19 protein-coding genes are annotated in these 20,746 nt (G+C 66.3%); 6 read left to right on the top strand and 13 right to left on the bottom strand.

Annotated features, from left to right (window positions below):
• Nucleotides 1-45: 45 nt before the first annotated feature.
• From pmtA to B9Z03_RS04120, 7 genes are all read right to left on the bottom strand, one after another.
• Nucleotides 46-648 carry a phospholipid N-methyltransferase PmtA gene (gene pmtA, locus B9Z03_RS04150; protein WP_085467491.1) on the bottom strand — a complete coding sequence of 201 codons (603 nt, stop codon included), beginning with the start codon at nucleotides 646-648 and terminating at the stop codon, nucleotides 46-48.
• 116 nt (nucleotides 649-764) lie between these two features.
• Nucleotides 765-1,889, bottom strand: a complete 1,125-nt coding sequence (dnaJ, locus tag B9Z03_RS04145; protein WP_085463025.1) for a molecular chaperone DnaJ — start codon at nucleotides 1,887-1,889, stop codon at nucleotides 765-767.
• 131 nt (nucleotides 1,890-2,020) lie between these two features.
• The gene (locus B9Z03_RS04140; protein ID WP_085463024.1) at nucleotides 2,021-3,145 is read right to left on the bottom strand and encodes an acyltransferase family protein; all 1,125 of its coding nucleotides are present in this window, start codon (nucleotides 3,143-3,145) and stop codon (nucleotides 2,021-2,023) included.
• 147 nt (nucleotides 3,146-3,292) lie between these two features.
• Complete coding sequence (gene dnaK, locus B9Z03_RS04135) at nucleotides 3,293-5,206, bottom strand: molecular chaperone DnaK (RefSeq protein ID WP_085463023.1); 1,914 nt, start codon at nucleotides 5,204-5,206, stop codon at nucleotides 3,293-3,295.
• A gap of 250 nt (nucleotides 5,207-5,456) precedes the next feature.
• A complete protein-coding gene (locus tag B9Z03_RS04130) occupies nucleotides 5,457-6,431 on the bottom strand; it encodes a complex I NDUFA9 subunit family protein (protein ID WP_085463022.1) in 975 nt (324 codons plus the stop codon).
• 142 nt (nucleotides 6,432-6,573) lie between these two features.
• Nucleotides 6,574-8,157, bottom strand: coding sequence for a 5-guanidino-2-oxopentanoate decarboxylase (locus B9Z03_RS04125; protein ID WP_085463021.1), 1,584 nt, complete (start codon nucleotides 8,155-8,157; stop codon nucleotides 6,574-6,576).
• Nucleotides 8,145-8,993, bottom strand: a complete 849-nt coding sequence (locus B9Z03_RS04120) for a dimethylarginine dimethylaminohydrolase family protein (RefSeq protein ID WP_085463020.1) — start codon at nucleotides 8,991-8,993, stop codon at nucleotides 8,145-8,147. The genes B9Z03_RS04125 and B9Z03_RS04120 overlap by 13 nt, the downstream gene beginning before the upstream one ends.
• 215 nt (nucleotides 8,994-9,208) lie before the next feature.
• Between B9Z03_RS04120 and B9Z03_RS04115 the strand changes: the two genes are divergently transcribed.
• From B9Z03_RS04115 to B9Z03_RS04095, 5 genes are read left to right on the top strand one after another with little or no spacing between them, the layout of a single operon-like run.
• Nucleotides 9,209-10,015 carry an ABC transporter ATP-binding protein gene (locus B9Z03_RS04115; RefSeq protein ID WP_085463019.1) on the top strand — a complete coding sequence of 269 codons (807 nt, stop codon included), beginning with the start codon at nucleotides 9,209-9,211 and terminating at the stop codon, nucleotides 10,013-10,015.
• A 50-nt stretch (nucleotides 10,016-10,065) separates the two neighbouring features.
• Complete coding sequence (locus B9Z03_RS04110; RefSeq protein WP_085463018.1) at nucleotides 10,066-10,842, top strand: transporter substrate-binding domain-containing protein; 777 nt, start codon at nucleotides 10,066-10,068, stop codon at nucleotides 10,840-10,842.
• Between the two features lie 36 nt (nucleotides 10,843-10,878).
• On the top strand, nucleotides 10,879-11,634 hold the full coding sequence (locus B9Z03_RS04105) for an ABC transporter permease (RefSeq protein ID WP_139832155.1): 756 nt from the start codon (nucleotides 10,879-10,881) through the stop codon (nucleotides 11,632-11,634).
• Nucleotides 11,631-12,440, top strand: a complete 810-nt coding sequence (locus B9Z03_RS04100) for an ABC transporter permease (protein ID WP_085463017.1) — start codon at nucleotides 11,631-11,633, stop codon at nucleotides 12,438-12,440. The genes B9Z03_RS04105 and B9Z03_RS04100 overlap by 4 nt, the downstream gene beginning before the upstream one ends.
• Nucleotides 12,437-13,444 (top strand): Ldh family oxidoreductase, encoded by a 1,008-nt coding sequence (locus B9Z03_RS04095; RefSeq protein ID WP_085463016.1) that lies wholly within the window; start codon nucleotides 12,437-12,439, stop codon nucleotides 13,442-13,444. Before B9Z03_RS04100 ends, B9Z03_RS04095 begins: the two co-directional genes overlap by 4 nt.
• Nucleotides 13,445-13,495: 51 nt before the next feature.
• Here B9Z03_RS04095 and B9Z03_RS04090 read toward each other — a convergent pair whose 3' ends face one another.
• Nucleotides 13,496-13,693 carry a CsbD family protein gene (locus B9Z03_RS04090; protein ID WP_085463015.1) on the bottom strand — a complete coding sequence of 66 codons (198 nt, stop codon included), beginning with the start codon at nucleotides 13,691-13,693 and terminating at the stop codon, nucleotides 13,496-13,498.
• A 180-nt stretch (nucleotides 13,694-13,873) separates the two neighbouring features.
• On the opposite strand from B9Z03_RS04090, the gene B9Z03_RS04085 reads away from it, so the two are divergent.
• Complete coding sequence (locus B9Z03_RS04085) at nucleotides 13,874-14,335, top strand: DoxX family protein (protein WP_085463014.1); 462 nt, start codon at nucleotides 13,874-13,876, stop codon at nucleotides 14,333-14,335.
• Nucleotides 14,336-14,411: 76 nt separating this feature from the next.
• Here the strand turns inward: B9Z03_RS04085 and rpsA are convergent, their stop codons facing one another.
• The 5 genes from rpsA to aroA all read right to left on the bottom strand — a co-directional run bounded on the left by rpsA (nucleotide 14,412) and on the right by aroA (nucleotide 20,668).
• Nucleotides 14,412-16,094, bottom strand: coding sequence for a 30S ribosomal protein S1 (rpsA, locus tag B9Z03_RS04080; RefSeq protein WP_085463013.1), 1,683 nt, complete (start codon nucleotides 16,092-16,094; stop codon nucleotides 14,412-14,414).
• Nucleotides 16,095-16,287: 193 nt separating this feature from the next.
• Nucleotides 16,288-16,935, bottom strand: a complete 648-nt coding sequence (cmk, locus tag B9Z03_RS04075) for a (d)CMP kinase (protein ID WP_085467489.1) — start codon at nucleotides 16,933-16,935, stop codon at nucleotides 16,288-16,290.
• 49 nt (nucleotides 16,936-16,984) lie between these two features.
• Nucleotides 16,985-18,526, bottom strand: coding sequence for a CYTH and CHAD domain-containing protein (locus tag B9Z03_RS04070; RefSeq protein ID WP_085463012.1), 1,542 nt, complete (start codon nucleotides 18,524-18,526; stop codon nucleotides 16,985-16,987).
• 54 nt (nucleotides 18,527-18,580) lie between these two features.
• On the bottom strand, nucleotides 18,581-19,288 hold the full coding sequence (locus tag B9Z03_RS04065; RefSeq protein WP_085463011.1) for an SDR family oxidoreductase: 708 nt from the start codon (nucleotides 19,286-19,288) through the stop codon (nucleotides 18,581-18,583).
• Nucleotides 19,289-19,330: 42 nt separating this feature from the next.
• Entirely contained in the window at nucleotides 19,331-20,668 is a 1,338-nt protein-coding gene (aroA, locus tag B9Z03_RS04060) for a 3-phosphoshikimate 1-carboxyvinyltransferase (protein ID WP_085463010.1), read from the bottom strand.
• Nucleotides 20,669-20,746: the final 78 nt, after the last annotated feature.

The raw sequence follows: 20,746 nt of genomic DNA, 5'->3' as shown, positions 1-20,746 counted from the left end.
CCGGCCCGCCTTCCGCTAAACGGCACGGCGACCGGAATCAAGTCTCTACGCCCGTGCCCCGCGTCGGTAGATCCAAAGCTGCGTCGGCGGGATGTTGCGGACCACGAAATCGAAATGCTCGACGGTATAGTTGCCGCGCCGCGGCGGCACCGGCGAAAGCGGGCCATAGGTGAGCTGGACGATCGGGCGACCGGGAGGAAGCCGATCGAGAAGATCTTCGACGTAGCGCACGCGCTGCTCGACGGGAAAGTTGAGCAGCGGCACGCCGGAGATGACCGAATCGAACACCATTCCCTTTTGCGGCAAGGTATCGTCGAGGTTGAAGGCGTCGCCCTGGATCACATTCACGCCGGGCAGCTTTTCCTTCAGATGCTCGACGAAATCGGCGGAATACTCAACCGACCAGAGGTTCTCGGGCTTGACGCCGCGGGCAAGGATGGCGCGCGTAATGACGCCGGTGCCAGGCCCAAGCTCGAGCACCGGAAGGCCGGAGTCGGGATTGATGACGGACGCCATGCGGCGCGCCGTGACCGTGCTGGTGGGAACGATGGACCCGACCGCGCGGGGCTTGTCGATCCATCCGCGGAAGAACTTCAGCTCCTCATCGAATTTCTGCCCGATGGTCTTCTTCAGGCTGCCCGATCGCATCAGCATCCGCTCCATGGTCGTCGTAACGCAGGGTTATGCGACCATAACCCGCCAAAAGAAAGACCGTTTTTCTTGCAATGCACAAGTTGCCGGACAGGCCCGCATGAAGCGACGTGTCACTGGCCGAAGGACTCGAAGAAGTCCTTCATGCGCGAGAAAAAGCCGTTCGACTGCGGCGAATTCTCGGTGGACGAGATCTGCTCGAACTCCTCCAACAGCTCGCGCTGGCGCTTAGTCAGGCTCTGGGGCGTTTCGACGGCGACCTGGATGTAGAGATCGCCGACCGCCGGCTGACGCAGCACCGGCATGCCCTTGCCCTTGAGGCGGAACTGCTTGCCGTTCTGGGTGCCCTCGGTGACCTTGACGCGGGTCTGCGTGCCGTCGAGCGTCGCCACCTCGAAGGTTCCGCCGAGCGCGGCGGTCGTCATCGAGATCGGCACCTTACAATAGAGATCGGCGCCGTCGCGCTGGAAGAACTCGTGCGGCTTCACCGACAGGAAGATGTAGAGGTCGCCCGCGGGCCCACCGCGTGCGCCAGCCTCGCCCTCGTTGGCGAGACGGATGCGGGTACCGTCCTCGATGCCCGCCGGAATGTTGACGGAGAGCGAACGCTCCTCGGTGACGCGGCCCTGGCCGCCACATTTGCCGCACGGATCCTTGATCGTCTGGCCGCGGCCCTGGCAGGTGGGGCAGGTGCGCTCGATCGAGAAGAAGCCCTGGCTGGCGCGGACGCGGCCCGAGCCGCCGCACATTGCGCAGGTGACCGGCTGAGTGCCTGGCTTGGCGCCCGAGCCCGAGCATTCGGAGCACTGGATCGACGTCGGCACTCGGATCTGCGCAGTCTTGCCGGTGAACGCCTCCTCGAGGCTGATCTCCATGTTGTAGCGCAGGTCTGCTCCGCGCTCGCGCCCGCCGGAGGAGCGGCGGCGGCCACCCATCATGTCGCCGAAAATGTCCTCGAAGATGTCCGCGAAGCCGCCGGCACCGGAGAAGCCGCCGTTCATCCCGCCGGCACCATTCTCGAATGCGGCATGGCCGAAACGGTCATAGGCCGCGCGCTTCTGCGGATCCTTCAGCGTCTCGTAGGCTTCGTTGATTTCCTTGAATTTCGCCTCGCAGGCATCATCCCCCGGATTGCGGTCGGGATGGAACTGCATCGCGAGCTTGCGGAAGGCAGCCTTCAGCTCTTTCTCGTCGGCTCCTTTGGCGACGCCGAGAGTCTCGTAGAAGTCCGCTTTCATGGTGTCCCGTGTTCGAGCGTCATTCGGCCAGAAGAATCGAGGTGTTGGCCCCGCATTTAGTAAGCCCTACGCGCGGATGCCATAGGCCTGATGCACGGCCGCGGCGTTTTCTCACGTTTTCTGCGGGAGAATCAGGCCGCGCCGGGCTGCACGGCCACCTTTTCGGAGCCGACCTGCCCCGTGGGCGGATATCGACGCTTGGCCCAGGCGCCGATCAGGTTGGCGAGCGGCGTCTCGAACCAGCGCTCCGACGCGAGCGCGACCGCGATCACGGTGAGCATGGGCAGAAGCCAGAAGGTGTAGAAATCGACGACGCCGAGCGGCTCGACCAATTTGCGCCAGACGATGGCGAACAGGATCGCCTCGATCACCGGATGGATGAGGTAAATGCCGAGCGACACCTTGCCGACCGGATGGAGAGGCGCAAGGAACCGCGACCCATCGGGATTGTTGCGCTCGGCCACCGCAGCGAGAAACAGCGAAAGGCCGAGCAGCCCGACGATCATGTAGGAGGACAAGAGCATCGCCATGGCGGCCACCGACAGTCCGAAGCAGATCCATGCCGGCGCGTGGCTCATGAGCCTCCAGCGGCTGTCGCGCGCGGCAATGGCAACCAGCGCGCCCATGGCGAAATCCGCAAAGGCGCGGTAGGCGCCCCAGGTGTCGGCCCTCAGCCAGCTGGGGAACGGTATGAGGCCCGCGGCCACCGCCCATTCGAGCGCGGCAATGGACAAGAGCGCCACCACGGCGAGGCCGGTCTTGCCGGCGACCCTGTAGGCCGTGACGATGACGGGAAGCAGCAGGTAGCAGAACCACTCCGCCGACATGGACCAGGCGACGTAATTGTAGGTCAGCGTGTCGGTGACGCCCCAGGCCTGGATCAGCAGGATGTTGGGAATGAGCGCGCCGAACGAATAGCGTTCCGGCGAGTCCGTGTGCACGAGGCCGAAATGCACGGCGAGCGCCACCACGGCGAAGAAGGCGAGCGTGACGAGATAGAGCGGGTAGAAGCGGGCGATGCGGCGGATGATGAAGCGCATGTAGCCATTGCGCTCGAACCTCAGCACGTCGCCGTAGCGCAGCATGATCAGGAAGCCGGAGATCATGAAGAACATCTCCATCAGCGGCATCAGCCGATAGAGACTCGCGCTCACCGCCTCGTGGCCAGGCGGGGCATAGCGGAGAAAATGCCATGTCATGATGAGCAGCGCCGCCATCAGGCGCCAGGCCTCGAATATCCTGAAATGCTGCTGCATCCGTCCCGCCTCTTGCCTCGGCGCCGAACATAAGCGCTGCCGGGATGGTGGGTCGACCTTAACCTTCTGTTAACGTTAAGAGACCTGTCGCAAACGAAAGCGGCCGGCAATCGATGCCGGCCGCTCGTGTCGTCCTATCCCAATGGATCAGGCGGACTTCTTCTTGTCGTCGTCGAGGTCCTCGAAGTCGGCGTCGACGACGTCGTCGCCGGCCTTTTCGGCATCGGCCCGGGCGTCGGCCTCAGCCGCTTCGGCCTGCGAAGCCTCGTACATCGCCTGACCGAGCTTCATTGCCGCCTCGGCCAGCGCATTGGTCTTGGCCTTGATGTCCTCGACGTCGTCGCCTTCCGACGCGGTCTTCAGCGCCGAGATGGCATCGGAGATCGCGGTGCGGTCAGCCTCCGTGACCTTGTCGCCATATTCCTTCAGCGACTTCTCGGACGAGTGGACCAAAGCCTCGGCCTGGTTACGCGCCTCGACCAGCGCACGGCGCTTCTTGTCGGCCTCGGCATTCGCCTCGGCGTCCTTGACCATCTTCTCGATGTCGGCGTCCGACAGACCGCCCGACGCCTGGATGCGGATCTGGTGCTCCTTGCCGGTGCCCTTGTCCTTGGCCGAGACGTTGACGATGCCGTTGGCGTCGATGTCGAAGGTGACCTCGATCTGCGGCACGCCGCGCGGCGCCGGCGGGATGCCGACCAGGTCGAACTGGCCGAGCAACTTGTTGTCCGCCGCCATTTCGCGCTCGCCCTGGAAGACGCGGATCGTCACCGCCGACTGCGAATCCTCGGCCGTGGAGAACACCTGGCTCTTCTTGGTCGGGATCGTCGTGTTGCGGTCGATCAGGCGGGTGAACACGCCGCCCAGCGTCTCGATGCCCAGCGACAGCGGGGTAACGTCGAGCAGCAGCACGTCCTTGACGTCGCCCTGCAGCACGCCGGCCTGGATGGCCGCGCCGAGTGCCACCACCTCATCGGGGTTGACGCCCTTGTGCGGGTCCTTGCCGAAGAACTGCTTCACGATCTCCTGGATCTTGGGCATGCGGGTCATGCCGCCGACCAGGACGACCTCGTCGACCTCGCCGGCACGGATGCCAGCATCCTTGAGCGCCGCCTTGCAAGGCTCGATCGTCCGCTGGACGAGATCGTCGACCAGCTGCTCGAACTTGGCGCGGGTCAGCTTCATCGTCAGGTGCTTGGGACCGGAGGCGTCCGCCGTGATGAACGGCAGGTTGATCTCGGTCTGGGCCGACGAGGAGAGCTCGATCTTCGCCTTTTCCGCTGCCTCCTTGAGGCGCTGCAGAGCGAGCTTGTCGTTCTTCAGGTCGATGCCCTGCTCCTTCTTGAACTCCGCCGCCAGGTATTCGACCAGGCGCATGTCGAAGTCCTCGCCGCCGAGGAAGGTGTCGCCATTGGTCGACTTCACCTCGAAGACGCCGTCGCCGATCTCGAGGATCGAGATGTCGAAGGTGCCGCCGCCGAGGTCATAGACCGCGATCGTGCCGGACTTCTTCTTGTCGAGGCCGTAGGCGAGGGCTGCCGCCGTCGGCTCGTTGATGATGCGCAGGACTTCGAGGCCGGCGATCCGGCCGGCGTCCTTGGTGGCCTGGCGCTGGGCGTCGTTGAAGTAGGCCGGAACGGTGATGACCGCCTTCTCGACCTTCTCGCCGAGATAGGCTTCCGCCGTCTCCTTCATCTTCTGCAGCGTCATGGCGGAAATCTGGGACGGCGACTGCTTCTTGCCGTCTGCCTCCACCCAGGCGTCGCCATTGTCGCCCTTGACTATCTTGTAGGGGACGAGGCCCTTGTCCTTCTCGGTGACCGGATCGTCGAAGCGACGGCCGATCAGGCGCTTGACCGCAAAGATGGTATTTTCGGGGTTCGTGACCGCCTGGCGCTTGGCCGGCTGGCCGACGAGACGTTCTCCATCGCCGGTAAAGGCGACGATCGAAGGCGTGGTGCGCGCGCCTTCCGCGTTTTCAATGACCTTCGGCTCCTTGCCGTCCATGACGGCCACGCAGGAATTGGTGGTGCCGAGGTCGATACCGATGACTTTAGCCATTGTGTCTTCTCCGCTTAGCAGGCTGCCAGGACCCATTGAGGCGTTCCAGGAGGCAACCCCTTCTCAGTTCTGGATTTCCCTCGATCCGCCGCATCGCTGCGCCGGCTTCTCGGGTTGGGGTGTATATAAGAACGGTGTTTGGAGTCGCAAGCGCGCAGATGCAGCGTTTTTCACGCGACCGTGATCAATTCCGTCGCATGCGGCGACATTCGAGGGTGACAGTCGGCGCGTTGCCGATTTCCGGCTCCGATCAGGCCAGGTTCGTCTTGGTGTACTGGCCGGCCACGCGATAGCGCCAGAGGTAGGAAGACAGGATCGCATCGACCGATTCCGGCGCCACGCCGAGACCGGAGAGCGTGCGGCCCTCGGCATTGGCGGCATCGGAGACGACATTGTCGTTCCGGAGCAGCCTCACCTGATCCGACGTCAGCAGCGGATTGGGCAGCATGCCGAGGATGGCGCCCTGGAGCCTCGCGACCGGCCACGGCACGGACACCAGCATCCGCCTGCGATCGATCACCTTCAGCATGTGCTCCATGCACTCCCGGAAGGTAAGCACTTCCGGACCGCCGAGCTCGTATGTCGTGCCCGGACTTGCCTTTCCGTCGACCGTGAGCGTCAGCGCCTCGGCGACGTCGACCACATAGACCGGCTGGTAGCGCGTGGTGCCACCGCCGATCAGCGGCAGGACCGGGGAAAAGCGGGCCATGGCGGCGAAGCGGTTGAAGAACGCATCTTCCGGCCCGAAGACGATGGAGGAACGGATGACGTTGGCATCGGGCAGCGTCGACAGGACCGCTTCCTCGCCGAGCGCCTTGGTCCGCGCATAGTCTGATTCGGACGCGCTGTCGGCACCGATCGCCGACATCTGCGTCATCTTGGCGCCGACCGAGCGGGCGGCCTCCGCCACGGCGCGCGCGCCGAACGCCTGCACCGCATTGAACGACTGGCGACCGGACTCATGCAGGATGCCGACGAGGTTGATGACATGGTCGGCGCCCTCGACCGCCCGGTCGACCGACCAGCGCACGCGCAGATTGGCCTGGACCGCCTGGATCTGACCGACATTGCCGAGCGGCTGGAGATGGCCTGCGAGATCGGGCCGGCGCACCGCGACGCGGACGCGATAGCCGCGGCGGGCAAGCGCGCGAACCGTATGCCGGCCGATGAAGCCAGAGCCGCCGAAAACGGTGACGAGTTTCGACGTTTCCGTGATCAGGGTCATGTCAGGCTCCGGGCAGCGGCGAGCGGATCGAATTCGCTGCCGTCTTAGTCCGTTTTGCCGGCCTCGCCAAGACAAGGAAGGCGCGGCGGAATGCCGTGGTGCTCGGGGCACGTGAATGCCAGCCGGCCGGCCGATCCCGGCATCATTCCACCGCGATCTCCACCAGTCTCGGCCCACCGGCCTCCCGCGCCCGGCGCAATGCGGGCCCAAGTCCATCGACGGACACGATCCGCTCGGCCGGAATGCCATAGGCGTCGGCGAGCTTGAGGAAATCGGGCGGGGCGGGCGAAACGCCGACAGGCTCGACACCGGCGTCGCGCATCGAGGTCTCGATCTCGCGGTAGCCGCGATTGTTCCAGACGACGAAGACGACCGCCGCGCCCGTTTCCGCGGCGACGGCGATTTCCGGCAGCGTGAACTGGAAACCGCCATCGCCGGTGAGGCAGACGACCGGGAGATCAGGCCGCGCGATCGCCGCGCCGATCGCGGCGGCGGGGCCGTATCCCAGCGCGCCATAGCCCGTGGCCGCATTGAACCAGCCAGCCGGCCTGTCGTGGTCGTAGAACAGGTTCGCCGCATAGATGGGCTGGGTGGAATCGCCGACGATCAGCGCACCCGGCAGCGCGTCGCGGATCGCCTCGACGGCGCGGACCTGCGCCTGCATCTTCGGGCCGATCTCGCCCCAGGCGGCAGCGCGGGCCGCGGCGGCCCTTGCGGCACCGCCGCCGGGGGAGCGGCCGTTGCCGAGCTCCAGCACGAGGCGCGACAACGCCTCGGCAGAATCGCCCAACGCCATGATCGTCGCCGGTTGGCGGGACAGCTGCGCAGGGTCGATGTCGATGCGGAACAGCGTCTCAGGCATGACGAAGCCGCCGTCGGCATACATGTCGTAGTCGGTCGGGCCGAATTCGGTGCCAACCGCAAGCACGGCATCGGCCGTGGCGAGCAGGGCTCGGATCGACTTGAGGCTGGGACTGGCGTGCACGGCGAGCGGGTGTCGGTGCAGAAGGCCGCGGGTATTGACCGTGGTGACGACCGGCGCATCCAGCCGCTCGGCGAGCAGCCGAAGCTCCGCGTCGGCGGCCTTCGCGCCGCCCCCGGCCAGGATCAGCGGACGCTTCGCGCCGGCGAGCCCGGCCGCGATCCGCGCCACGGCGGCCGGATCGGGCGGCGCCGGCCGCGCGGCGACCGGAAGCGCGGTGAAGTCCGGCGCCGGGAGGCCCATGACGTCCAGCGGAATTTCGATATGGACCGGGCCAGGCCGGGCGGTCGTGAAAAGCTCGAAGGCGGTCGCGAGCACGGCCGGCAATTCCGCCCCGTCCTCGATGCGGAAGGAGAGCAGCGCGACCTTCTCGGCGAGCCCGCGCTGGTCAGGCAGTTCGTGCAGGTGGCCGAGCCCCTTGCCCAGCGTGTCCAGCCGGTTAACGCCTGAAACGACCAGCATGGGGATCGAATCCGCCCGCGCCTGCGCCATCGGCGTGATGGCGTTGGTGAGGCCCGGCCCGGTGATGACAAAGGCGACGCCGGGTCTGCCCGACGCGCGGGCATAACCGTCGGCCATGAAGGCCGCGCCCTGCTCGTGGCGTGGGGTGACGTGGCGGATGCGCGAGGCGGCGAGGCCGCGGTAGAGTTCGATCGTGTGCACGCCGGGGATGCCGAAGACGGTATCGACGCCGTGAGCTTCCAGCAGGTGGATAAGGGCCTGACCGACGGTCATTCTCGCCATATCGGCCTCGTCAGGCAGGTCGGGCCTCCCTCACAGGAGATGCACAGCGCCGTAGCCTCGAAGGTGGCGACGGTGCAGCCCGCCGCCTCCATCGCCGCCTTGGTCTTCGGGAAACCGGCGACGGCGATCACCTCGCGCGGCGCGGTCGGCAGCACGTTGAGGCTGAGGCCGAAGCTGTCGCGGAACTCGTCCGGATCGCCCTTGACCAGCCTGATCCCGCGAGCCTTGAGCATCTGCCAGAAGGGCGCAGGCAAAAGCGGCGAATGGACCAGAGCGAGGTCGTCGGCGAGCGGGCTGATCACCGACATCAGGTGCAGGCACGCCTCCTCGCCCTGCCAGAACGGCAGGTCGAAGCCGTAGACCCTGATGCCTTTTGGCCCAAGCAGGTTCGCGACCTGCTGAATGCCCTCCTGGTTGGTCCGTACGCCGCGACCGATGGCGAGCGTCGTCCTGTCGATCCAGACGCAATCGCCGCCCTCGACAGTGCCGGGCGCCTCGACCCGGCCAAGGATCGGGATGCCGAGCCGGCGGTAGGCGGCTTCGTGAAGCGCAGGCTCCGGGCCTCGCAACGCCTTGCCCATGGAGAGGATCACTGCGCCGTGGTCGGTCATCAGCGAGGGGTCGTGCGTGAAGACGGAATCGGCGAGACCGTCGTCGTCATCGGGCAGGAACTCGATCGCCGCGCCCGACTTCGCCACGAGGTCGACCAGTCCGTAGTGCTCGGCGGCGGCGCGGGTTGGGTCGAACTTCGGTCCATAGTGCCATTCGGCCGGGTCTGCGCGGCGCATCGCGCTCGATGCCCGGCGCATCAGCACCCGTTTCAGCGGGGCCGCCATCGACTGAGATCCGTATTCCTGCACCGGAACCACCTCCCGCCTGTCGTGCCCAATCTCTACACAGGCCCCCATGCATGCCGCAAGGGCGGGCAATCCCCGGTTGACGGAGCCGCGACCGCCGGTCCATGCTGCGTTGCGGACGGAGAGTTGGTCGGCGTGACGGGACGGCAAAACCCACGCAAGCAACGCCCGATGCCCGGGAAAGGGCGTCGCGGATGAGCCTCGCCTCGGCCGAGCACACGGGTGCCGGCCAGACGGCCGCCGAGGCGATTCACGTCGAGAACCTGCACAAGAAATTCGGGGAACTGCACGTGCTCAAGGGCGTGTCGCTGTCGGCGCGCGACGGCGATGTGGTGGCGATCATCGGCGGCAGCGGCTCCGGAAAGTCGACGCTGCTGCGCTGCATCAACTGCCTCGAGAATCCGACCAGCGGCACGATCCGCGTCAATGCCGAGGAGATCCGCCTCAAGGCCGACAGCTACGGCAACACCGTGCCCGCGGACCGGCGGCAGATCGAGCGCATCCGCTCGAAGCTCGGCATGGTGTTCCAGAACTTCAATCTCTGGAGCCATATGACGCTGCTGGAGAACGTCGTCGAGGTGCCCGTCCACGTGCTCGGCGTGCCACGCGCGGAGGCGATCGCAACGGCGGAGCGGCTGCTCGCGCGCGTCGGCCTCGCCGAGAAACGCGACGTCTATCCCGCCTTCCTCTCCGGCGGCCAGCAGCAGCGCGGCGCAATCGCCCGTGCGCTCGCCATCCAGCCACGCGTGATGCTGTTTGACGAGCCGACGTCGGCGCTAGACCCGGAACTGGTCGGCGAAGTGCTGAAGGTTATCGCCGACCTCGCGCGTGAAGGACGAACCATGATCCTCGTCACGCATGAAATGAAATTCGCCCGCGACGTGGCGACCCACGTGGTGTTCCTCCACAACGGCGTCGTCGAGGAGGAAGGCCCGCCGGACCAGGTGTTCGGCGCGCCGAGATCCGAGCGGCTCAAGCAATTCATCCGGACGGTCGGCTGAGAAGGACCGGCGGATGTCTCTTCGGGAACCAGAAAGAATGGGAGAATGACATGAAGATGATCGCCAGACTGGCCGCCGCAGCGGCCCTGCTCGCAGCCTCGGCGGGCTTTGCCTCGGCGCAGACGGTGAAGGTCGGCTTTTCGCCAGAGGCCTATCCGCCCTTCTGGTCCGCTGATGCCTCGGGCAAGTGGGGCGGATGGGAGGTCGAGATCATCGACGCCATCTGCACCGAGGCGAAGCTCACCTGCGAGCTGACGCCGATTCCGTGGGACGGTCTGATCCCGGCGCTCACGACCAAGAAGATCGACGCGATCATGAACTCGATGTCGATCACCGAAGAGCGCAAGAAGACGATCGACTTTTCGGATAAATACTACAACACGCCGACGGCGGTGATCGGGCCGAAGGGCGAGAGCTTTACGGCCGATCCGGCCGGGCTCAAGGGCAAGATCATCGGCGTGCAGGTGTCGACCACCCATTCGGCCTATGTGAAGAAGCACTTCACCGAGGCTGCCGAGATCAAGGAATACCAGACCCAGGACGAGGCCAACCAGGATCTCGCCGCCGGCCGCATCGACGCCACCCAGGCCGACGCCATCGCGCTGGACGCCTTCCTCAAGTCCGAGCAAGGCATGGCCTGCTGCGACCTCAAGGGCAATGTCGCCGAAGACCTGGAAATCCTCGGTCCGGGCGTCGGCGCCGGCCTGCGCAAGGAGGACGCTGAGCTCAAGGACAAGCTGAACGCCGCGATCAAGGCGATCCGGGACAACGGCAAATACGCCGAGATCACGAAGAAGTATTTCGACTTCGACATGTATGGCGGGTGAGCTGACTGAGAGGGCGGTTTTCCTGATCGGCCTCCCGTGATCGCGACCCTTTTCACGCCGCTCCTCCAGGTCTCGACGCTGGACCTGCTTGCGCTCGAGCCCCCGGGCTGGGGCGGCAACCTGCTGCGCGGGCTGGTGAACTCGGTCATCATCGCCGTCGGCGCCTATGGCTTCGGCCTCGCGATCGGCATCGGCGGCGCCTATGGCAAGCTCTATGGCGGGCCGATCCTGCGCGACCTTCTGGAGGTCTACACCACGGTCGTGCGCGCCGTGCCGGAACTGGTGCTGATCCTGATCCTGTATTTCGCCGGGACGGACCTCATCAACCGCGTTCTCGTGGCGGTCGGCCACGAGCGCATCGACATCAACGGGCTGGTGGCCGGCATCTGGGTGCTGGCGGTCGTGCAGGGCGCCTATTCGACCGAAGTGCTGCGCGGCGCGATCCTGTCGATCCCGCAGGGGCAGATCGAGGCGGCGCGCGCCTACGGCATGTCGCCGCTGCTGATGCTGCGGCGGATCACGTTGCCGGCGATGCTGCCCTTCGCCATTCCCGGCCTCGCCAATCTGTGGCTGATCGCGACCAAGGACACGGCGCTGCTGGCCATCGTCGGCTTCAACGAGCTGACGCAGGAGACGCGCACGGCTGCGGGCCAGACCAAGGCCTATTTCACCTTCTTCGTCGCCGCGGGCGTCCTCTACCTGCTGCTGACGCTGGTCTCGAACCGGATCATCGCCCGGATCGAGCGCTGGTCGCGGCGCGGCATGCCGTCCATCTCGGGAAGCACCCGATGACGGACCGCGCGGCCAGCTTTGCCGAATTCGCGGCGCGCAGCCCCTGGCTGCAGCCGCACCGGATCCTGCTCCTGGCCATCGCGGCGGCGCTGGTCGTGGCAGCGGCGGTGTTCATGCGCTGGGACTGGCTGCCGAACTATTTCGACCTCGCGATCCAGGGCATCTGGCGCACCGTCTGGATACTGGCCGTCACCTGCGTGCTCGGCATCCTGCTGGCGATCCCGCTCGGCCTCGCTCAAGCCGCCGGGCCGTGGTGGCTGGCGATGCCGGCCAATGCCTTCTGCACGGTGATCCGCGGTACGCCGCTGCTGTTGCAGTTGTGGCTGCTCTACTACGGGCTGGGCTCGCTCTTTCCGCAGTTCCCATGGATCCGGCAATCGGACCTGTGGCCGTATCTCCGGCAGGCGTGGCCCTATGCGGTGCTGGCGCTAACCATCTCCTATGCCGCCTATGAGGGCGAGGTGATGCGCGGCGCCTTCGCCGGGGTGCCCAAGGGCCAGCTCGAAGCCGCGCGCGCCTATGGCATGCGGCCGTTCACCATCTTCCGCCGCATCTGGCTGCCACAGGCGATGCATCGCGCGCTGCCGACGCTTGCCGGGGAAACCGTCCTCCAGCTCAAGGCGACGCCGCTTGTGGCGACAATCACCGTGGTCGATATCTACGCCGTCGCGTCGCGAGTGCGGCAGGACACGTTCATCGTCTACGAGCCGCTGCTCCTGCTGGCGCTGGTCTATCTCGTCATCTCCGGCATCATCATCTTCCTGTTCAGAAGGCTGGAAGCGCGAATTCCGGTCCGGATCGGATGAATATACCAATCACAGAACGTATCTCGCCTGCCGAGGCCGAGCGGCTTTGCATCGATGCGGCGATCGCAGCCGGCGCGTCGGCCCCGGCGGCCGAGTCGATCGCGCGCGCAGCGGTGGCGGCGGAAGCGGAAGGCCAGCTATCGGTCGGGCTCGCGCATTTCATCGACTATCTCGACGCGCTGGAAGCGGGCCGGATCGACGGAACGGCGGCGCCATTGATCTCTCGGCCGGCGCCGGCCGTCATCCTGTCCGACGCAGGTGGCGGCACCGCACATCTCGGCTTCGACATGGCGTTCGACGATCTGGTGGCGGCAGCCGAGAGTTTCGGCGTCGCTATCTTCAGCCAGAGGAACGCCTACACTGCGGGCGCGCTCGGCTATTTCGTCGGACGCCTGGCCGAACGCGGGCTGGTGGGACTTGCCGCGACCAGCGGGCCGGCCTTGCTGGCCGGCTCCGGCACGACCAAACCGGTGTTCTGCACCAATCCGATCGCCTTCGCCGCACCCCTGGAAGGCACCGGCCTGCTGGTGATAGACCAGGCGTCGAGCGCGACCGCCTTCGTCAACATCCGGGCAGCGGCGGAACGTGGCGACACGATCCCCGAAGGGTGGGCGCTGGGGCCCGACGGAAAACCTACCTCGGACCCGTCTCAAGCGATGAAGGGCGCGCTTCTGGCGTTCGGCGGCGAACGGGGCGCCAATATCGCGCTGATGGTCGAGGTGCTGGCGGCTGGACTGTCCGGCTCGAACTGGTCGCTCGACGCGCCGTCATTCACGCAGGGCGCGCGCTCGCCGGGCAGCGGACTGTTCGTGGCTGCGATCGATCCGAAGCTTTTCACGGACGGATTTGCGAGACGAACCGGCCGGCATATCGACCGGCTATCGGCCGATTTCGGTCTCTATGTGCCGGGCAGGACCAAGGCCAAGGCGCGGCTGAAGGCTGAGAAACGGGGGCTGGAGGTCTCTGTCGATACGCTTCGCCGCATTCGCTCCAAGCTCCCCTGACGCAAAAGAGCCCCGTCGACGACGGGGCTCCGAAGCGCTCGATGCGATCGATCAGTGGCGCGAGAGCCAGGAATCGATGTCCTGTTCAGCCTGGTCCTGCGCCTTGCCGTAGCGCTCCTGGATGCGGCCGGCGAGCTCCTTGCGCTTGCCCTTGATCACGTCGAGATCGTCATCCGTCAGCTTGCCCCACTGCTGCTGGACCTTGCCCTTGAACTGCTCCCAATTGCCTTCGACCTGGTTCCAATTCATGTCGCATCTCCTTGATCTTGCTATGTCCCGGCGAAAGCGCCGGTCTGTTTGGGAACGCAACTCCTGACATCCTGGTTCCATGTCGGATGCACACGCATCTTTCACGCGCTGTTGAGGCCGGTTGATTTGACCCAACAGACAGGCGCGGCGATTTGTGCACCGCAACACAAGGAGAACCGCATGACAGAGATAACCGATGCCGCGAGCCCGCAGCGCAACCGCCTGATCCTCCCCTTCCTCGCGCCGGTCTATTCCTCGCTGCACGATCTCGCCTTCACATTGCTGCGGGTCGTGGCGGGCGGAACCCTGATCGTCCACGGCGCCGGCAAGATCGTCGACCCGTTCGGAACGGTCGGCATGGTCGAGAGCCTCGGCTTCTATCCGGGTATGTTCTGGTCGCCTCTGCTCGCCGCCACGGAGTTCTTCGGCGGCATCCTGATCGTGCTCGGCCTGTTCACCCGCGCGGCCGCCTTCGCGGCGATGATCGTGCTCCTGGTAACGGTGTGGTTCCACTGGGTGACGCTCGGCCAAGGCTACGAGGGCGCCGAGAAGTCGATCATCTGGGCCGCGATCTTCGCCTTCCTGGCCGTGCGCGGCGGCGGGGCGCACTCGGTCGATGCGCGGCTGGCGAAGACGTTCTGACGAAAACTTCCAACGCCAAAGAAAAACCCCGCCGGATCGCTCCGGCGGGGTTGTCGTTTCGAGCCTTGTCGGCTGATCAGTTGTTGCGGCCCTTGAGTGCTGCACCCAGGATGTCGCCGAGCGACGCGCCGGAGTCGGTCGAGCCGTACTGAGCCACGGCCTCCTTCTCCTCGGCGATTTCCAGCGCCTTGATCGAGACCTGCAGCTTGCGGGTCTTCTTGTCATAGGCGATGACGCGGGCGTCGAGCTTCTGGCCGATCGAGAAGCGCTCGGGGCGCTGCTCGTCGCGATCGCGGGACAGGTCGGAACGCTTGATGAAGCTCTCGAGACCGCTCTCGACGAGCCGGACCTCGATGCCGCCATCCTTCACGCCGATGACCTCGCAGGTGACCACCGCATTCTTGCGGATCTCGCCCGAGTCCGCGACGGTGTCGCGGCCCAGCTGCTTGATGCCGAGCGAGATGCGCTCCTTGTCGACGTCGATGTCGAGCACCTGCGCCTGCACCATCTGGCCGCGCTGGTATTCCTCGATGACCTGCTCGCCCGGACGGGTCCAGTCGAGGTCGGAGAGGTGCACCATGCCGTCCACGTCGCCGTCGAGGCCGATGAACAGGCCGAACTCGGTCTTGTTCTTGACCTCGCCCTCCACGGTCGAGCCGACCGGGTGGTTGCGAACGAAGGCTTCCCACGGATTCTCGAGCGTCTGCTTGAGGCCGAGCGAGATGCGGCGCTTGGCCGGATCGACCTCGAGCACCACCACGTCGACGTCCTGGCTGGTGGACAGGATCTTGCCGGGGTGGACGTTCTTCTTGGTCCACGACATCTCGGACACATGGATGAGGCCTTCGATGCCCGGCTCCAGCTCGACGAACGCACCGTAGTCGGTGATGTTCGTAACGGTTCCCTTGATCTTCTTGCCGATCGGGAACTTGGTGCCGATGTCGCCCCACGGGTCGCTCTCGAGCTGCTTCATGCCGAGCGAGATACGGTGGGTTTCCTGGTTGATGCGGATGATCTGCACCTTGACCGTCTGACCGATGTTGAGGATCTCGGTCGGATGGTTGACGCGGCGCCAGGCCATGTCGGTAACGTGCAGCAGGCCGTCGATGCCGCCGAGGTCGACGAACGCACCGTAGTCGGTGATGTTCTTGACCACGCCCTCGACCACCTGACCCTCTTCGAGGTTCTGGACGATCTCGGAGCGCTGCTCGGCCCGGCTCTCTTCGAGCACGGTGCGGCGCGACACGACGATGTTGCCGCGACGGCGATCCATCTTGAGGATTTCGAAGGGCTGCGGCGTGTGCATGAGCGGGGTGACGTCGCGGATCGGGCGGATGTCGACCTGCGAACGCGGCAGGAAGGCGACAGCGCCGTCGAGGTCGACGGTGAAGCCGCCCTTGACCTGGTTGAAGATGACGCCTTCGACGCGCTCGTTGCGGTTGAACTTCTCTTCGAGCTTGACCCAGCTCTCCTCGCGGCGAGCCTTCTCGCGCGACAGGACGGCTTCGCCAAGCGCGTTCTCGATGCGGTCGACCATGACCTCGACCGTGTCACCGGCCTTGAGTTCCTTGGCCTTGGAACCGAATTCCTTGAGGGGCACGCGACCTTCGACCTTCAGGCCGACGTCGATGATGGCCATGTCCTTCTCGATGGACGTGATAACGCCGCGGACGACGGATCCTTCGGCGGAATGGCTCTCGGAGAAGCTCTCCTCGAGCATGCTCGCGAAATCATCGCGAGAGGGGTTTGCAACTGACATATGATCTCCTGGACGTCCCGACGATGCGGGACAGGCGCCGTGGTTCGTGTTGCGATGGCCTGCCGGCGTTCCGGGCATCAAAGCCCTTGTGCCGCATCGAGCGGCAAGTTTCCGGCGCATGAGAATGCTGGCAGGCTGGTTCAGCGGCCTGATATGGGTGTCGGGCTTCCGCTTTGGAAGGCTCGCCGCCGGATCAGGCCCCGTTCCGCTTGGCCAGCATGCCATCGACGATGGCCCGGGCCGCGCGGAACGCGGCCTCTATAGACATATCGGACGTATCGAGCAAGTGCGCGTCGGCCGCGGGCTTCAGCGGCGAGTCGGCGCGGCCCATGTCGCGCTCATCGCGGCGGCGGATGTCGGCGAGGATTTCCGATACGTCCGCCGATCCGCCGCGGCCTTCGATGTCGCGCAGGCGCCGCTGGGCGCGCACTTCGGGGCTAGCTGTGATGTAGAGCTTCACGTCGGCCTCCGGCGCGACGACGGTGCCGATGTCTCGGCCATCGAGCACGGCGCCGCCCGGCTGGCGGGCGAAATCGCGCTGCTTGTCGACCAGGATGCGCCGCAGCTCGGGAATCACCGCCACGCGCGACGCCGCCTCGCCGACGCCGTGCGCCGACAGCGCGTGCTTGTCGAGATTGGAGAGATCGACATGCCGGCCCGCCTCGATCGCAGACGCCTCGTCGTCGAGCGACTGGCCGTTGCGGAGAAGGTCCCACGCCACGGCCCGGTAAGTCAGTCCGGTGTCGAGATGCGGCAGATGATAGTAGTCCGCCAGGCGGCGGGCGAGCGTTCCCTTGCCGGAGGCGGCGGGTCCGTCGATGGCGATGAGGAGACTGGTCATGAGCGGCATCAAGCCTGTCTCGCAGCCGGGCGCAAGAGCGGATCGGCGCTCAATCCCAGAACGGCCTGGACCGCCTCAGCTTTCGCCACAGCTTCGACGCCCTCGTCCAGGCCTGGTCGGCGCGCGCGGCACTCGCTCCGAGCGTCCAGCCGATCGCGCGCTGCATTTGCGCGTCGGCGGCGGTCGCGAAGTCGGGATCGTCGAGGATGCCATGGGCCACCACGGTATCATTCAGTTCGCCAAAGACGTCCTGCAGCGCCTTCAGCCGCTCCATCATCTTCGCGCAGCGCTTCGTCTCGTGGGGCGGCGCGAAGAACTCGATCGCGTAGCGCAGTTTCTTTAGCTGCTTGCGCAGCTCGTGACGATGCGCGGTGTCGAGCTTGTTCAGCCCACGGCCGCATTTCAGGACCTTCTTCCAGCGTCGGGCAAGCGCTTCGGACGCGAAGGTTCCGACGGGCGTCGACAGCCGTCCGGACTGGTCGAGGTCGCCTTCCTCGATCCAGCCGCGCAGCTCGACAAATCGGATGAGGTCGAGCTCGAAGGCCTGCACGCGGCGGTCCCGCAACGTCCGTCTCAACGCCTCGCGCCGGGACGCCGCGCGCGAGGCCGCCAGTTGCGCCAATGCGGCGAGCGCCGGCTCGTCGGGATGGCGTTCAGCCTCGGGACCCACGATGTCCGACCCAGTCACGTCGAGGTCGCGCAGGCTCCCGACCTCGCCGGCGAGCCAGCGCGCCTCGTCGCTCAGCCTCGCCAGTTCGGCGCTCAGCGCCAGCGGCTGGAAGATCGACAGCCAGCTGCGCAGCCGCCGCAGCCCGATCCGCAACTGGTGCGGGCCTTCGGGATCGTCGGTTTCGCGGACGACATCGATATTGGCGACGATCTGGCCGGCGCACTCCCGCATCACGTTGCGCGCCGCCTGCTCGGCGGACATCGCCGGAGCCAGCGGAACCTTTGCCGCGCAACACGGAATGGGAGGCGGCTCCACCCGGCCTTCCTCGGCCAGCAAGTTTGCGCGCGCGGACTTGCTCAATCGGGAAAAGTGCAGGCCGCCATCGGGGTGAAGCGCGGCTGCGACGTCGAACAGGGCGCGGGGGCTGCCTTCGATCCGTTCGATCTCCAGTTCGCGCCACGGCGCAGTGAGATCCGAGGCAGAGATCGTGCCGACATCGGTCGATATTTCCACCTTCGCCGCGTCCGGAAGGACGACGACGCCGCTCGAACGCCTGAACTGCATGGCGCTGACCGCCGCCAGTTCCCGCCCCTCGCAAAGCTCGATCACTTTCTCCCTGAGCTTGTCGTCGGGGATGGATTGCAGGTCGGGCCGCTCGCTCCTGGCGGCCGTCTCGGCCTCCTGGACATCGGTGAAGCCGCCGACCGTGCTGCGCCCTGCCTTGACCGTCTGGAACCACCGCCTGCCGTCCCGGCGTATCCGCAGCACGATTCCGGCTTCGCGAAGCCGCCGGTCCGGCGTGTCGTAATAAACAGAGACCAGCGTGCGCGGTCGGGTGAAGGTCGGATCGATGCGCCTTGCGCGCGCCCAAATGGCCGCCGGCGGCTCTTCGAGCAGGAATTTGAGCTCTATTTCCCGCATGTCAGCATTCTTGATCGGGCTGGCGGAGGAGACCGCCCCGGTCTCCCTGCCCGGTCATCCTACCGATCGCATCAGGCCGCCGTCGACTCTCAGATTCTGCCCGGTGATATATGCCGCACCGTCCGAGACGAGGAAGGCGATGGTGGCGGCGATTTCCTCGCTGGTGCCGTAGCGCTGCATCGGCACGCCGGCGCGGCGTTCCTCGGTGGCCGGCAGGCTGTCGATCCAGCCGGGAAGGACATTGTTCATGCGCACCTTCTTCGCCGCGTATTCGTCGGCGAACAGCTTGGTATAGGCGGCAAGCCCCGCCCGCGCCACGGCCGAGGTCGGGAACATCGGGCTCGGCTCCGCCACCCAGGCGGTCGAGATGTTGACGATCGCGCCGCCGCCCTGCCGCACCATGACCGGCGCGACGAGCCGCACGGAACGCACGACATTCATGAAATAGACGTCGAAACCCGTGTGCCACTGCTCGTCGGTAATATCGAGCAGCGGTGCGCGCGGGCCGTGCCCGGCGCTGTTGACCATCGCGTCGATGCGGCCCCAGCGTGCGACCGCGAGGTCGACGAAGAGCCTCAGATCGTCATTCGACTGGTTCGAGCCGGTGACGCCGAGCCCGCCGAGCTCCTCCGCCAGCGCCTCGCCCTTGCCGGAAGAAGACAGGATGCCAACCGCGAATCCGTCGGCCGCGAGCCGGCGGGCCGCCGCGGCGCCCATGCCCGATCCACCGCCGACCACCAGTGCAACCTTCTGCGTGCTCACGTGACCTGTTCCTTTGATTTCGGGACGAGAAATTGTCCGAGTCTACTCGATCTGCGCCCCGACGCTCCGCATCACATCCAGAAAGTGCGGGAAACTGGTCGCAATCATGCCTGTGTCGTCAACGGTGACCGCTTGCTCCGCCGCCAGCCCCATGACGAGGAAGCTCATGGCGATACGGTGGTCGAGGCTGGTCTCGACGATGCCGCCGCCCAGGCCGCGTCCCTCGGGCGAACCGCGCACGAGCAGCCAGTCCTTGCCCTCCTCGCAGTCCGCGCCGTTGGCCTTCAGTCCCGCGGAGACGGCGGCGAGCCGGTCGGATTCCTTGATGCGCAGCTCCTCCAGCCCTTGCATCAACGTCTCACCCTCGGCGAAGGCGGCCGCGACGGCGAGCACCGGATATTCGTCGATCATCGACGGCGCGCGCTCGGGCGGCACCGTGACGCCCCTCAGCTCGGAAGAGCGGACACGCAGGTCCGCCACGTCCTCGCCGCCGGCCACCCGACCATTGAGGACCTCGATCGAGGCGCCCATCTCCCGCAGCGTGTCGATCAGGCCGGTTCGCGTTGGGTTCATCATCACGTTCTCGACCAGCACGTCGGACCCGGGCACGAGAAGCGCTGCGATCACCACGAAGGCGGCAGAGGACGGATCGCCCGGCACCGTGATCGCCTGGCCTGTCAGCCGCCCCTGCCCGCCGATGCGGATGTGGCGCAGTCCGGCGGCATCCGTCTCGACCTCCAGGCTCGCGCCAAAGGCGCGCAGCATCTTTTCCGTGTGGTCGCGAGTGGGCGCCGCCTCGATGACCGTCGTCACGCCGGGCGCGTTAAGGCCGGCCAGCAGCACGCCGGACTTCACCTGCGCCGACGGAACAGGCACGCGATAGGTGATCGGAGCGGCCGTCTTCGGCCCGCGCAGGGTGAGCGGCAGCCGGTCGCCCGGCGTCGCCTCGACCTGAACACCCATCAGCCGCAGCGGATCGAGCACGCGGCCCATCGGCCTTTTCGACAGCGAGGCATCGCCCTTGAAGGCGGTCGGCATGTCGTAGACGCCCGCCAGTCCCATGACGAGCCGTGCTCCCGTGCCCGAATTGCCGAAATCGAGCGGTTCCCGCGGTTCAAGCAGGCAGCCATTGCCGACGCCGCGCAGAATCCATTCGCCATTTCCGCCTTCCACGCTCGCGCCGAAGGCTCGCATCGCGGCGGCGGTGCGCAGCACGTCGTCGCCTTCGAGCAGGCCGGAAATGCGGGTCGTGCCGGCGGCGAGCCCGCCGAGCAGCAGCGCACGGTGCGAGATCGACTTGTCGCCCGGTACCCGCACACTGCCTTTCAGCGCCTGGGAACGGCGCGCGGTCGCGGGCTGCGGCGACGGTTGGTCGGTCATGGGCGGTTCCTGTCCCCTTCGCAGGCACGGGCCCGCGCGGCGGCTGTCTAGCACGGGCCAGCGAAACGGTCATCCCCG

It is taken from the genome of Mesorhizobium australicum, assembly GCF_900177325.1.
GTDB classification, from domain to species: domain Bacteria; phylum Pseudomonadota; class Alphaproteobacteria; order Rhizobiales; family Rhizobiaceae; genus Mesorhizobium_A; species Mesorhizobium_A australicum_A.
Note: the sequence above shows the minus strand (reverse complement) of the source record. Positions and strands in the feature narration are given on the sequence as shown.

Excerpts from the sequence above, each read along its gene's own strand:
- B9Z03_RS04115 (WP_085463019.1), top strand. The coding sequence starts at position 9,209 with ATGAGCCTCGCCTCGGCCGAGCACACGGGTGCCGGCCAGACGGCCGCC.
- B9Z03_RS04130 (WP_085463022.1), bottom strand. The coding sequence starts at position 6,431 with ATGACCCTGATCACGGAAACGTCGAAACTCGTCACCGTTTTCGGCGGC.
- aroA (WP_085463010.1), bottom strand. The coding sequence starts at position 20,668 with ATGACCGACCAACCGTCGCCGCAGCCCGCGACCGCGCGCCGTTCCCAG.
- pmtA (WP_085467491.1), bottom strand. The coding sequence starts at position 648 with ATGCGATCGGGCAGCCTGAAGAAGACCATCGGGCAGAAATTCGATGAG.
- B9Z03_RS04125 (WP_085463021.1), bottom strand. The coding sequence starts at position 8,157 with ATGGCGAGAATGACCGTCGGTCAGGCCCTTATCCACCTGCTGGAAGCT.
- B9Z03_RS04140 (WP_085463024.1), bottom strand. The coding sequence starts at position 3,145 with ATGCAGCAGCATTTCAGGATATTCGAGGCCTGGCGCCTGATGGCGGCG.
- B9Z03_RS04095 (WP_085463016.1), top strand. The coding sequence starts at position 12,437 with ATGAATATACCAATCACAGAACGTATCTCGCCTGCCGAGGCCGAGCGG.
- B9Z03_RS04070 (WP_085463012.1), bottom strand. The coding sequence starts at position 18,526 with ATGCGGGAAATAGAGCTCAAATTCCTGCTCGAAGAGCCGCCGGCGGCC.
- B9Z03_RS04120 (WP_085463020.1), bottom strand. The coding sequence starts at position 8,993 with ATGGCGGCCCCGCTGAAACGGGTGCTGATGCGCCGGGCATCGAGCGCG.
- dnaJ (WP_085463025.1), bottom strand. The coding sequence starts at position 1,889 with ATGAAAGCGGACTTCTACGAGACTCTCGGCGTCGCCAAAGGAGCCGAC.
- B9Z03_RS04110 (WP_085463018.1), top strand. The coding sequence starts at position 10,066 with ATGAAGATGATCGCCAGACTGGCCGCCGCAGCGGCCCTGCTCGCAGCC.
- cmk (WP_085467489.1), bottom strand. The coding sequence starts at position 16,935 with ATGACCAGTCTCCTCATCGCCATCGACGGACCCGCCGCCTCCGGCAAG.
- B9Z03_RS04100 (WP_085463017.1), top strand. The coding sequence starts at position 11,631 with ATGACGGACCGCGCGGCCAGCTTTGCCGAATTCGCGGCGCGCAGCCCC.
- dnaK (WP_085463023.1), bottom strand. The coding sequence starts at position 5,206 with ATGGCTAAAGTCATCGGTATCGACCTCGGCACCACCAATTCCTGCGTG.
- B9Z03_RS04085 (WP_085463014.1), top strand. The coding sequence starts at position 13,874 with ATGACAGAGATAACCGATGCCGCGAGCCCGCAGCGCAACCGCCTGATC.
- rpsA (WP_085463013.1), bottom strand. The coding sequence starts at position 16,094 with ATGTCAGTTGCAAACCCCTCTCGCGATGATTTCGCGAGCATGCTCGAG.
- B9Z03_RS04090 (WP_085463015.1), bottom strand. The coding sequence starts at position 13,693 with ATGAATTGGAACCAGGTCGAAGGCAATTGGGAGCAGTTCAAGGGCAAG.